The sequence below is a fragment of the Streptomyces gamaensis genome, assembly GCF_042656465.1.
GTDB lineage: Bacteria > Actinomycetota > Actinomycetes > Streptomycetales > Streptomycetaceae > Streptomyces > Streptomyces gamaensis.
Window position 1 is genome coordinate 19,787 of record NZ_JBHSPB010000037.1, and the last position, 12,255, is coordinate 32,041.

7 protein-coding genes and 1 pseudogene are annotated in these 12,255 nt (G+C 71.4%); 4 read left to right on the forward strand and 4 right to left on the reverse strand.

The annotated features are described in order from the left end of the window. Window positions 1-1,060: 1,060 nt before the first annotated feature. Window positions 1,061-1,276: pseudogene (locus ACFP1Z_RS32490) on the forward strand (DNA translocase FtsK); the annotation flags it as partial. Between the two features lie 1,488 nt (window positions 1,277-2,764). Here ACFP1Z_RS32490 and ACFP1Z_RS32495 read toward each other — a convergent pair. The 3 genes from ACFP1Z_RS32495 to ACFP1Z_RS32505 all read right to left on the reverse strand — a co-directional run bounded on the left by ACFP1Z_RS32495 (window position 2,765) and on the right by ACFP1Z_RS32505 (window position 6,764). Then, window positions 2,765-4,096 carry a zeta toxin family protein gene (locus ACFP1Z_RS32495; RefSeq protein WP_390321466.1) on the reverse strand — a complete coding sequence of 444 codons (1,332 nt, stop codon included), beginning with the start codon at window positions 4,094-4,096 and terminating at the stop codon, window positions 2,765-2,767. Next, entirely contained in the window at window positions 4,093-4,401 is a 309-nt protein-coding gene (locus ACFP1Z_RS32500) for a hypothetical protein (protein ID WP_390321468.1), read from the reverse strand. Before ACFP1Z_RS32500 ends, ACFP1Z_RS32495 begins: the two co-directional genes overlap by 4 nt. A 377-nt stretch (window positions 4,402-4,778) precedes the next feature. Further along, the gene (locus ACFP1Z_RS32505; RefSeq protein WP_390321480.1) at window positions 4,779-6,764 is read right to left on the reverse strand and encodes a hypothetical protein; all 1,986 of its coding nucleotides are present in this window, start codon (window positions 6,762-6,764) and stop codon (window positions 4,779-4,781) included. Window positions 6,765-8,484: 1,720 nt separating this feature from the next. Between ACFP1Z_RS32505 and ACFP1Z_RS32510 the strand changes: the two genes are divergently transcribed. Together ACFP1Z_RS32510 and ACFP1Z_RS32515 are read left to right on the forward strand one after the other, a co-directional pair. Then, window positions 8,485-9,006 carry a hypothetical protein gene (locus ACFP1Z_RS32510; RefSeq protein ID WP_390321470.1) on the forward strand — a complete coding sequence of 174 codons (522 nt, stop codon included), beginning with the start codon at window positions 8,485-8,487 and terminating at the stop codon, window positions 9,004-9,006. Between the two features lie 59 nt (window positions 9,007-9,065). After that, window positions 9,066-10,592, forward strand: a complete 1,527-nt coding sequence (locus tag ACFP1Z_RS32515) for an ISKra4 family transposase (RefSeq protein WP_390321472.1) — start codon at window positions 9,066-9,068, stop codon at window positions 10,590-10,592. 12 nt (window positions 10,593-10,604) lie between these two features. On the opposite strand, the gene ACFP1Z_RS32520 is transcribed toward ACFP1Z_RS32515, so the two are convergent. Next, window positions 10,605-10,823: a hypothetical protein gene (locus ACFP1Z_RS32520; protein ID WP_390321474.1), complete on the reverse strand. Its 219-nt coding sequence runs from the start codon at window positions 10,821-10,823 to the stop codon at window positions 10,605-10,607. A 559-nt stretch (window positions 10,824-11,382) separates the two neighbouring features. On the opposite strand from ACFP1Z_RS32520, the gene ACFP1Z_RS32525 reads away from it, so the two are divergent. Further along, a complete protein-coding gene (locus ACFP1Z_RS32525; protein ID WP_390321476.1) occupies window positions 11,383-11,928 on the forward strand; it encodes a hypothetical protein in 546 nt (181 codons plus the stop codon). Window positions 11,929-12,255 lie beyond the last annotated feature (327 nt).

Below are 12,255 nucleotides of genomic sequence, written 5' to 3' on the forward strand. Positions count from 1 at the left end.
CCACACGCTTCCCACGGCACCATCGAGCGTACGCAGGCAGCGCGGACCAGAGGCATTCGGAGAGCCCGGGGCACAGAACACGGCAACAGGGGGAGGGGGACACATCATGGCCACGCCGGCACTCAGTGAGCAGGGGCGGCCGCAGCAGGAGGAGCCGGATACGAGTCCGCCGCCGGACACGGCGGCGGAGCGTTACACCACCGGGCCCGTGCCGCTCCTGGCGGACACCCGCTACCGGCTGACCCGCTCCGGCCCCGACGGACAGCCCGTGGACGGCGGCGCGGTCATCGGTCCCGCCGGCCGCACCGTCGCCACGCTCCACACCGTGGGACCCCACCGCTGGTACGGGCGGGTGGGGGACGACGTCACCCCGCTTACTGCCGTGCCGGAGAAGGCCGCCGCGGACGCGCTGCTGCTGCACGCCTTCGCCTCGGGCGAGTTGTTCGTCCGGCACCCCGTGCCCTTCCGGCCCGAGGAGGGAGAAGCCCGGTCCTCGCTGATCCGTGCCGGCCTGGGGCAGCTCCTGGACACCGCCCTCAACCCCCTTTACACCTCCGCCGGCCGCGCGTGGCCGCACCAGGAGAGCGCGCCGCCGGACCTCGCGCGCATCGGGGAACTCCATGAAGCCCTCGCGGCATGGCAGGCACCGGACTCCGCACTCGTCAGGCCCTCCCGAGCGCTGCAACTCGCAGGCCGGCTCGGCGATCTCACGGAGGCCGCCCTCGGCTGGAAGACGTCCCTGACCGGCCAGGCGCGCGGGTACCTGACGGTCCCGCTGCTGCGTCTGGCGGTTCACGCCGACCGGCTGGAGCAGCGCATCCGCGCCACCGTCGAGGAGGCGCGCGCCCAGCAGACCCGTGCCCAGCACTCTCAGGAGATGGAGTCATCGATCGTGGCCACGGCCCCCGAAGACCAGCCCACACCGCTCCCGTCCGCGCCTGCCGCACCTGCGGAGCCGGCCCGGCACACGGACGCGGCACCCGCAGCCCCGGAACCCCAGCAGGCTCCGGCCCGGCAAGGTTCCGGGCAGGACGCCCCCACTGCCCCGGCGGCTGCCGCTGACGAGTCCGGGCTGCTGCAGCGGGCGGCGGAGCTGGTGGTGTCCTCCCGGTTCGGGTCGGTGTCGATGCTGCAGCGCAAGCTGCGCATCGGCTTCGAACAGGCAGGCCGGCTGATGGACACGCTTCACGAGCGCGGGGTGGTCGGCCCGGCCGACGGCCTCAAGGCCCGCGACGTGCTGGTGTCCACGCGCGAGGAGGCGGATGCTGCCCTCGCCGGGCCGGCACCGCAGCATCCCGCGTCCGCGGCGCAGCCGGCGACGCCGTCCCCAGCGCCCGTGTCGTCCGGCAGCCCGCTCGCCGAGCGGGCGCGGGAGGCAGCACAGCGGGCGGCTGCCCACCGCCCCGAACTGCCGTTGTGGGTGGGCACCGATACGCCTCCGGGCCGCTTCGAGGAACGCGACGGGATCCTGTACTCGGAAGGGAATCCCATCTGGCAGCTGCGCAAGAGCACCCCGCAGCACCCCGACGCGGTACCGGAGGGCACCGCACCGGCACGCGTACCCAGCGGCAGCGAGGACCTCCGCGACGGCGTCGAGGCCGCCCTGCAGGCGTGGCAGGAGCACGTCCCCGCCGAAGCGGGCACCTTCGAAGACGTGCACGAGGCCATCGCCGGCGACCTGCGCGTGCTGGATGCGGCCCTCGACGACGCACGCGCCCCGTGGCAGAGGGCCACGGCCGCAGAGACATCCGCCGACGTGTCCATGGCCGCGGAGGCCGTCGGCGCGGCCCTGTCCGAGGCCGGCAGCCGCATCAACGGATCGCCTGCTGCGGACTGGCCCGAGTGGCAGCGCATCCAGGCCGTCCGGGGCGCGGTCACGCACCTGTGGGACACCCTCAAGGACCGGGCCGGGGGCTTCTGGGACCGGCTGCAGGACGACTACCGCTTCCAGGGCCTGTGGCGGACCGTGTCGGCCCGCGCATGCGAGGCGATCTCCGCGTGGGCCGGCCGGCTGGCCGACCGCCTCCAGCAGACCGCACCGGGCGAGGCACCGGCGGCCGAGGCCCTGCGCCACCTGTCCGACACCGCCCTGACCTACCGTCAGGAAGCCGATACGGCTGCCGCGGGCGACCCGCAGATGACCGCGTACGACCGGCATCTGGCCGAGGTCCGCCGGCTGCGGCAGGCCGCCGCCACCGGCGGCCCGGTCCCGTACGGCACCCGGGACGACGCGGTGCGGGGCACGCGTGAGATCTCCCTGGTGTTCCAGGAATGGGCCGCAACCCCGATGGGCCAGCGGCTGATGAACTCCGACCATCCGCGGCTGACGGCGTTCCGGGACGCCTGGCAGGACCTGCCGCACGCCAGCCTGCCCGACGGCCCCGGCCCCGCCGTCGGTCCCTACAGCACCGTCGCCCAGCGCGCCGGTGAACTCGCCGCCGTCGCCGAGCAGTCGGGGAAGTTCACCGCAGCCGACATCCAGGCCCTGCGCTCGGTCGCCGACGCGGCCGGGCACCACGCCGCCCGCCTCTCGGCCACCCTGCCCCGCCCCGGCGACGGACCGACGGCCGCCCCACCGGCGTCCGGGCGACGTCTCACTGCCCAGCCGGCGGCCGCCCAGGCAGCGGTGTCGCGCCCGCGCGCCGCGACACCCGGCCCGGCAGCCCCTGTCGCACGCACCCCCCGCATCCCGGCGTAAACAGGGCAGGGGGGTGCGGGCAAGCAACACGCCCGCACCCCCCTGCCCTTACGTCCGGCGGCTGCTCTACAGCGTCCGTCCTCTGCCCTGCGGCGGGTGCTGCGGCGCCGGGCGCCTGGCCGTCTGTGCGGTCGGCGGCGGAGCCGGCACCTGCTGCTGCGGGACCTGTGCGGCCTTGACCGTCACGTGGCGGCGGCCGGCGTCCTCGGCACGGCGCCGCTGCGGGCTGAGCCCCTCCCGCCGCTGCACTTCGGCGCTGATCCCCGCCACCCGGTCACGGAGCCCGTCCGCCCCAGAGCGCGCTTCGGCGGCCTGGCCGGCGGCGAACTCCCGGTCCTCCCGGGCCGCCTGGCCGGCACGCTCGACAACGGCCGCGGAAGCGCCCTGTCCGGCCAGGCGCCGCAACTGCTCCGCGCTCGCCGCATCGAGCGCGGCCGTATGCTGCTCGGCGGTCGCGGCCAGCCGCTCGGCGGCCTCCAAGGACACACGCGTCTGCTGCAGCGCCCGGGCCAGATCCCCATCGCTCCAGGTCGTCAGAGGGTCGAGGTTCGGCCCGGCGAGGCGGTCGATCCGGTCGAGCTGAGCGGACCACTCCGGCCCCATCTCCTGGCGCAGTTTCCCCTGCACCTGCAGGAAGTCGGCGCTCTCCACGGCTGTCCACGGGCGGGCCCGCTCGGCGGCGATGGAGTCGGCCAGCGCCGGCCGCTGCTGCCACCGGCCGTCGCGGCCGAGGCCGTTGATATAGCGCGGCTTCCCTTCGCCGCGGCGGAAGACGGCGACGTGGTCGGCGAGAGCCTGCTCGTCGACCAGCCGGGCCAGGTCCAGGATCCCCAGGTAGGACTGGTCGGCGTTGGCCTGCACGGTCAGGCGGCCGCTGCCGCGTTCCTTGACCTGCTCGTGGTAGCGGTGGACGATCCCCTGGTTGCTCAGGGCCTGCGAGACTCCCATGGCCACGACCTCGACGCGGAATCCGCTCTCGCGGTAGGCGCGCATGGTGGCGGCCACCGCTTCGCCGTCCTGGGAGGTCTCCTGGATGACGGCGTTGACCCTGGCCTCGCGGACGTACTCGTGGGCCTGGGCCATCCACCGGCGGCCGTCCGCCCGGGTGTAGGCCGCCATCAGCTTGTCGTCCTGCTGCATCAGACGCGCGTATGCGGGGTGGTACGGCTTGTACAGGTCGCTGTCGACGTCGATGAAGCCGCCCCGCTGGTTCAGGACGCCGGCGAGCATGTGGCCCACCCGTGTCTTGCCCGCTCCGGGCTGGCCGAGGAGCACGACCACGGTGGGCGTTTCCTGCGGGACGCGGCCGGCGAACTGCTGGGGGACGATCCGCTCCAGGAAGATCCTTCTGTTCTCCGCCTCGGGCAGTAAGTACCGTGCGGCTTCCGGGTCACTCACGCCTGATCACCCAGCACCTGGCGCGCGACGGCCGCGTAGTGGGCACGCACCCGCGCGACCTCCGCATGGTCGGCCGGGTCGAGCGCCTCGCGCGCCCGCGCGCACTCGCTCTGCCGCGCCTGCCACTCGGCGATCGCCGCCTGGTCCGGTTCCGGGGACGCCTCCTCGGCGGCGATGCGCGCACTGCAGGCGCCGACAGTGCTGTTGATGGCCTCGATCGCGGCCTCGTAGGCCACGGACTCCTCACTCGACCACGGAAAACCGGTCACTGAGGAGATCACTGACTCCTGCGTCGGGTCGGTCATCGCTCTCCACATTCCTTTCTGCAACAGACGAGTTGAAACGGCGGAGGTCTTTCCCGCGTACGGTCCGCATCGTGCACCAGGCGCTGCCCCGGGCACACGGCAAGGGCAAGAGGGAGCGCACCGGAGCGCGGCCGCTCCCGGGCCAAACCCGCCGTTCCTCCAGCCCCGGTGACCGCCTCCCCTCGGGTGCTCGCGGACCGCGCTCTGCCTTACAGTTTCCGGCCCCTGCCCTGGGGTGCTTGCTGCGGCTGGCCGCAGCAGGGAGGCCTGGGGCCCCCGGCCAGCTGCCGTCGCATGCCGGGCGCCGGCCCAGTCGGTGAGCGGTCAACTGAGCCCGTTCGCGGCGCACATTGGCCAGGCCGGGTGAGAGCGTGCTCTTATGCCGTGATGGGCTGACGCGGTGGCAGGCCCGGGATGGCGCCGTCCGCGAGGCTGGTGCGGATCTCGCGGACGGCCGGTCCGGGAGATCCGTGCAATTCGGTGCAGGCGATGATGACTTGCCCACTGGTCTGCGAAGGATGCCCGGAAGTGGCCAGGTCCGTCAGGCCGTCAAGCAGAGCGGCCCCGGTCCGCCGGTCTTCGGAGCTGTTTCCCAGGCCCGTGAAGGGGCCGTCGACGATCAGGAACTGCGGCACGGGCATCGCGGGCACCTCCAGTGCGGTGTCGCGCAGCGCCAGCAGCGTGCTGATGTTGATACGGGTCATGCCGTGTCCCGCGACGGCCCGTGTGTCGAACGCGCCGCCGTTGATGGTGACGGCGAAGTCCTCCGGGCTGACGGAGGCGCTGATGACCTCCGGGTCGCAGGCCCGCATCCGCCGCAGCAGGTGATGAGACCACCGGTCGGTGCCCTGTTTGACCATCAGGTCGGTGTCGTGCCGCGCAACGGTGTACGCGGCCTCAGCGGCCATCTTGTCCTTCTCCAGCTGCGGCAGTTGCGCGCGCAGTTCGGTCAGCTCCGCGACTTCCCGAAGGTGCTCAGTGTTCTGCTCCAGCCGCGCGGCCAGCTCCCGCACGGCGGCCTCGGCCTCGACCACTGCCTGCTGCTGCGGTGCGATCACGTCCCGGGCGAAGGCATGCGCTGTGGCCGAAGCTTCCGCCACGGCCCGGTCGGCGTCGGCGGCCCGGCTGCGGGCGTCATCGGCGGCCTGCGCGGCGCGCCCGGCGGCCGCATGGGCCCGCTCGACGGCCTGCTGCGCCTGGGACATCCGCTGTTGAAACTGCTCGGCGCGCTGCTGGCGTTCGGGGTCGAACCGTCGGCACACCGGGCAGTCGTCCTCCGACAGCCCTGTTGGATCGAGCGCCCGCAAGCACTGGGGGCACAGGCTGCGGTCGGTAGCGGCCTCCCGCAGCCCGGCCAGGCGCCCCCGGGCCTCAGCAGCAACCGCCTCCAGGCGCCGCGCCGTCCGGACCTGACCATCGGCGGCCGCGCGAGCTGCCCGCCGCGCCTCCTCCGCCACAGAGACCTTCTGCTGGAGTGCCGCGAGTTCGGCGTGCAGACGGCTGAGGGCCGCACCGGCCTGCCGGGCCTTGGCGGACTCCTCCTCGTGCTGCGCGGCCCACTGAGCGGCGCGACGCTGAAGATCCTCGACGGACGGCAGCTCGCGTTCCTCACGGTCACGCAGGATCTTCTTCACCCGATTGCTGGCCGACCGCCACTTCTTCGTCTTGCTGCCGTACTCCTGGCGCAGCGCGTCGACCGTCTCGTCGTCGGCACCCAGCAGCACCCGCCCCACCGCGATCCGCTGCTCCTTGTCCTGCCGGCCGAGGTAGTGGTTCGGCAAGTCCCGCTGGCGTGCGTAGAGCCACGGAATCAGCAGCTCCAGAGTGACCCGCGTACGCCCCGCACCCAGCCTGGGGATGCCGAGCAGGTCCTGGAAGACGTCTGCGGCAGACCTGCGGGACTCGCTGCGCCTGACCGGATGGTGCTCGTCTGTGCCCCGCGTGATGTTCGTGAAGAGCACGTCCTGCGACGGGTTCACCGTGCTGCGGGTGATCCGCCACCGCGTCGTCCCGACGCAGGCCGTGAACCCGATACAGCTGCATGACGCCGCGGCCGCCATCAGCTTCATGCCCTCCACGCCCAGCGTCCACCACAGGGCTTCCAGCAGTGTGCTCTTGCCCGAGCGGGTCTCCCCGGTCAGCGCGGTCATCGGGGCCTCGAACCGTCGCTTGTGCATCACCCCGTCGACCTCGAACAATGCGTACTCGACGTTGAATGTGGCCATCTGTCGCCTCCCCGCAGACTTGACCGCGATCCCACACGGTGCCCGCAGCAGGTAACGATGCTCCGCTTGTCCGAGTAACGTCCGATTCGCGCTGGCGACTCGTTCAGGGGTGCCACGCCGCAACGCTGCGGACAGCATGGCCACGTGGGCCAGGAGGCCGTTAACAAGGCTGCTTTCAGGTCGTGTTGCGGCGTTCCTCGGCCTCCCGCGAGATCTTGCTGATGAGATGCCAGAATGGGTCTGCCGAACCCCCGCCCGTAGCCGACCACGGAGTACCCGATGCGTCCGCACCGAAGATCTCGGCAACGCGGCATTCCCAGCACCGCCGGCACTGGCAGTCGCCCGCGGTATGCGTCGGGGACACCCGATCAGCCGTCTCGTAGACACGGGCGGCCAACGCCTCTGCTCGCGCCCTCCACTTGCCTGCATCCGCCCGAGCGTTCGATGCCTCGCGCTCGGCTCGCCGCATTGCGCCGATCATCGCCCAGTCCGGGCCGCCACCGCTGTAGTAACTCACTGTTCATCCCATATCGGCACTGTTGAGCTCGGTGCCCGAAACAACGTCGCCGTCGCCCAGTGAGACACGCCGCATCACACCAGCCCTCGCCTCCGGTCCCGAATGCCTCGATGCTGTCCCTTCACGATCAGAGGCCGTGGTAGACCCGCGATCTGGTGGGGCCAGCGGTGGGTCGGCTCCTCAGGGACTGCGCGGGATGGGCGTGTTCCCCGGTGGAAACACCACCGCCGGGGGCGTCGAGGGATGGAGCCTGCGCCTGCGCCCCGCCACCTGAAGCCGCTGCGGCTGTCCGTCCCGGGTGTTCTCGGGGTGCGGCCTGTCCGGGGGCGGCGGACGCTGGGGGTATGGGCGCGCCGGTCGTTGTGCATCCGCCGTCGCCTGCGGGTGGACGGCGGGTCACCGTGCGCGGGGAGCCCGTCGGGGTGGCCTGGCGTGATGCCGAGGAACTGCTCGACGATCCGGCCTGCGTCGAATGGCGGGGCGGCCGACCGCACGAGTACGGGTCGCCTGAGGCTCAGCCCGGGTGCCGGGGCGTGGTGCCGGTGGCCCGTGTGCACGGCTGCCCGGTGGGCAGGGGCGGGCGCGTGTCTCTGCCCACCGGTTACGCGAGATGGGCGCGTGGGGCCAGTGTGCGCCCGGCCGTACCCCGGTGGGGTGAGGACCGTGCTGCGTGTCGTCCTGTGCGCTGGCTCGTTGAACGGGTTGAGGGTGCCGGTAGCTTCGTACGGGGTCGTCCCTCCGGCTGGTGTCTTTCTTGCCCAGTGAGGGGCATGGGCCGTTGAGTGCACGCAATGAGGCCCGTCCTGGTGCCCTCCCTCGCGGGGGTCAGGGGCGGGTCTTGTTGTGTGTTTCGGGGCTGTGGCTGCCTGTGTCATAGCACCTTGACGACGGGACAGGGCCGGCACGGTCGTTCTGTGCGGGCCCTGTCGTCGGCATGTGCGTGCCCTGCGGGCACGCGCGGGACCGGTCGCGCTCGATGCGTCCGGTCCCCATGGCTTTTTGCGGATCGTCCTGCTGTGGTGGCTCCGCGTCGATCCCCCATACGGGTGATTGTGACTGAGTGCTTCAGTTGGCCAGTTCGCGATGGATCCGGCCAGTTGAGCACCTGTAGTCCCCCTACCGACCGCCGATTGTCCGGATCACCTCCGACGCATCCCGGTCGCTGCGCAAGGACACCTCGGTCGCGAGGATCGACAGCTTGCTGGCCATCGCCATCAGCAGACTGGGCAGGATGCACTCGGGTCCGGTTCGTTTCGAGTGACTGGCTGAGCTGGGACTTTGTACAGGTGGGCTGGCCGTGGGTGCTGGTGGCTCCTACCTTCGGAGTGAGGGGGTGGGGTCATGGCGTCTCTGCTGGAGGATCTGGAGCGGCGTGAGTCGGCGATCCGGGAGCGGGTGGGCGAACTGCGGGGGCAGGTTGCGGAGTTGAGCGAGCAGTTGGAGGCGTTCGAGGAGATGCTCGCGCAAGTGGAGATCGCCCGGCTGGTGGTGCGGGAGGTCCTCGATGACGCGGCTGAGGAGCCGGTGCCGCGGCCTGCGGCCGGGCCTGGGCAGGCGGGTGGGGACTCGCCGATTGGGGTGGTGACGGTGCCGGACCGGGCGGCGGGGATGGACACGTCGGTGTTGCCGGCCGGGTACCGCGACATCATGGAGGTGCTCACCGCCGCGGGGCGGCCGATGCGGTCGAAGGCGGTCTCGGTGGCGATCGGCCGGGGCGAGAGCCCCTCGAAGGTGGAATCGGTGCGCGTGAAACTCAAGCGTCTTGCGCGGCGGGGCTGGCTCACCGAGGACAGTCCAGGCCTGTTCGCGGTGGTGGAACACCCTGAGGGGCAGGGGTCGTCGAGCCGGGGTTCTTCCGGGTGAGGGTCCTTCTTCCTACGGTCGAAGGTGCCAACCGAAACGCCCGCAGGAAGAAGAACTTCGTGGAACGGTACGACGCGCCGCCCAGTGCTGACGACTTTGAGGCGGCGACAAAATTGTTTGAGGTGCTCGTGACGGATCTGGCCGCGCCCAAGGCGGGCGAGCTGGCCCATCATGAGCTGGAGGAACTCCTCGAAGAGAGGGGCCGTGACCTGCTGCGGCAGCTGTTCCAGGATCACCTGGACCTGCGTGAACGCCGCGAACGAGAGGCCGCGGCAGTGCGTCGCCCACACGTTCTTGGCCCCGACGGACTGCCCCGGCCGCGGCTGGAGACCGGGCACGGGCGGCTGCTGGCCACGGTGTTCGGCACCGTGACGGTCTCCCGGTGCGCCTGGCGGCGCCTCGACGCGTCGAACGTGCACCCGGCGGATGCCGTGCTGTCGCTGCCGCGGGGCCGGCACTCCCACGGCCTGGCCCGCCTCGCCGTCCAGGCGGCCACCCGCATGTCTTATGACGCGGCCCACGAGGCGATTACCCGACGGTGCGGCCGCGTGCTCGGCAAGCGCCGCCTGGCCGGTCTGCTCGTCGAGGCCGCCGGTGACATCGACAGCTTCTACGGAGCGAAGGTCTTCGAACCGGGCACCGACTCCACGGTGTTGGTGCTGTCCACGGACGGCAAGGGCATCGTGATGAGGCCCGAGGCCCTGCGCGAGGTCACCCGCCAGGCCGCCGCGAAGCGGCAGCACACTTTCCGCACGCGCCTGGCCGCCGGGGAGAAGAGCGGCAGAAAACGCATGGCCACGCTCGGCGCGGTCTATGACGCCGGGGCCGCACCCCGCCGCCCGCACGACGTAATCACCCCGCCCGGCGGCTTCGCGGACGGGCACATCCGCAGTCCCGGCCCCGTCGCCCGGAACAAGTGGCTGTACGGCTCGGTCGAACGCGACGCCGAGCACGTCGTCCAGCAGGTCTTCGACCACGCGCAGGCCCGCGACCCCGGCCACCGCCGCACCTGGGTCGTCCTGGTCGACGGCGCCCGCCACCAGCTCGGCCTCGTCCAGGCGGAAGCCCGCCTCCACCATGTCGACGTGCACATCGTCATCGACATCATCCACGTCCTGGAAAAGTTGTGGTCCGCGGCCTGGTGCTTCCACCGCCCCGGCGACCAGAGCGCCGAGGACTGGGTCGCCACCCATGCCCTCGCCATCCTGAACGGCCAGGCCGGCGAGACCGCCGATACTCTTCAAGTCCAGGCCGATCAGGCCGAGTTGGCGGGCGAGCTGCGTCGCGGTGTCGATGCGTGTGTCCGCTACCTGCGCGGCAACGTCGACTTCCTTCACTACGACCAGGCCCTCGAGGCCGGCTGGCCGATCGCCACCGGGATCATCGAGGGCGCGGCCAGGCATCTCGTCGCCGACCGTCTCGACATCAGCGGCGCCCGCTGGGGCCTCGCTGGCGCCGAAGCCGTCCTCAATCTCCGTGCCGTCACCGCCAACGGCGACCTCGACGCCTACTGGCGACACCACATCGCCGCAGAACACCGCCGCCTCTACCCGCCTGACCAGGCCCGATACGAACTTACCGCTTAACGACGATCTCACTCAGAACGATCCGCACCCGATGCACTCCTCATCCGATCCGGCCGCGGCGATCCGGGCGTAGGACTTGCCCAGCTCGGTAGCGAACTCCTCCTCGATGGCCGCGCCTTCCTCCTCTGGAGACCGCGCTGAAGGGAGGGTGAGCTGGGCCATGCCACGGTCCGCCATAAGGCAGGCCAGGCGGGCGCACTCCTCGTCGAGGACGGTCACGTCGACGTGCATGCGGGAACTCCTTCGCGATGGTTCGGGTGTTCCTGCATACCGGACTGCGAGGTCGCGCCGGGCTCAACTGGCCAACTGAAGCTCTCAGTCACAGTGATGGATGTGCTCGGGGGTGTTGGGTTGTGTGCCGGCCGCCCCCACTGGGGGTGGGGCCCCACGCGGCCGGGCACAGGGGCAGGGTGTCACATCCTTCCCGGAGGGGCGTGGGCCGGGGGAGTGCAGCGCTGCGTCCGGTGCGGGTTGGTGACCTGTGCATGGTTGTGCTCGTTGAACGTGTCGTGGCCTTGGCCGTTTTGACGCACGGGGCGGGCGGGGCTGTGCGGCCGGGGGTCTGTCGTCCGTTCTTCTCCCGGTGGGGATCTGCGGTCTGGGTCCGGGGTTCGTCCTTCCGCTGTTGCTGCGCCGGTTCCCGGTGGCGGACGGGCCCCATCGCCGAGGAGGAGCAAGATAGGGGTAACGCCCGTGTTCTGGGGTGGGTTTGGGGGATTGGCTGCTGTGTCAGTGGTGACGGCGTTCAGACTCGGCGGGAGCCTTCGGCGTAGCAGCGACAAGGGAGTCCATGGTGTCTGACGACCGCAGCCCCCGCACCAGCGTGCTCGGTACCGGCGGTTTTCCGCCGCCGACGCTGGCGGAGAACTTTGACGATGTGATCGGGGTGCGCGCGATCCTGTCTGTTACCGGCCCCGACAGCCTCGCCGTGGACCGGGAGATCGAGGAAGCGCTCGCCGAACGCACCGGGGCGGCGCGGGGTGTGGTGCCGGTGTGGGTGCGTCCGCAGGAGCCGGGCGGCCGCCCGGACCTCGTACGAGCCCTCTACAGCGCCCTCGGTCTCGGCCACCACCGCACGCAGCCGCGCACCCTGTCGGCCGCCGAGGACCTGATCGCAGCCGAACTCCGGCGTACAGGGCCGTTGTTGATCGTGTCGGGGGCTCATGTGCTGGGCACGGAGGCGTTGTACCTGCTGTACAGGATGTGGTCAGTGGGCGTGCCGCAGGGGTTTCCGCTGGTGCTCGCTGGCGACGAGCGCCTGGGGCGGGTGCTGTGGCGGCGGAGGCTGGCGAGTCTGGACTCGTGTGTGTATGTCCGGCATCGCCTGTCGGCCTGAGAGGGCGGGGTGCTGTTCTGGGGTTCTCCGGAGGTTTTCGGGGAAGGAAGTGCCCTGGGTGCTGGTGCGGCATCCGGCAGGTTGACGGTCTGTCACGGCTCTTCGATTCCTGATATCTTGACAGTGAGTTCAGGATCTGGAGGGATCAGGCTCCCGGGGTGGAGACGCCGTGCTGCTGGCTGCACGGAGCGCGCAGGTGGCTGGAGCGCAGCGGAAGCCACCAGCCCGGGCGAAGCCCGGGACACGGCCCGCAACGCGGGCCGTAGGCACTCCAGTTGCTCTCCGCGCGCAGCGCGGGGATTCAGGCGGTGAGCGCAGCGAACCCCC

Bases quoted from the DNA above. Each gene is read 5' to 3' on its own strand.
- ACFP1Z_RS32500 (WP_390321468.1), bottom strand. From the start codon at position 4,401: ATGACCGACCCGACGCAGGAGTCAGTGATCTCCTCAGTGACCGGTTTT.
- ACFP1Z_RS32525 (WP_390321476.1), top strand. From the start codon at position 11,383: ATGGTGTCTGACGACCGCAGCCCCCGCACCAGCGTGCTCGGTACCGGC.
- ACFP1Z_RS32505 (WP_390321480.1), bottom strand. From the start codon at position 6,764: ATGCTGTCCGCAGCGTTGCGGCGTGGCACCCCTGAACGAGTCGCCAGC.
- ACFP1Z_RS32520 (WP_390321474.1), bottom strand. From the start codon at position 10,823: ATGCACGTCGACGTGACCGTCCTCGACGAGGAGTGCGCCCGCCTGGCC.
- ACFP1Z_RS32510 (WP_390321470.1), top strand. From the start codon at position 8,485: ATGGCGTCTCTGCTGGAGGATCTGGAGCGGCGTGAGTCGGCGATCCGG.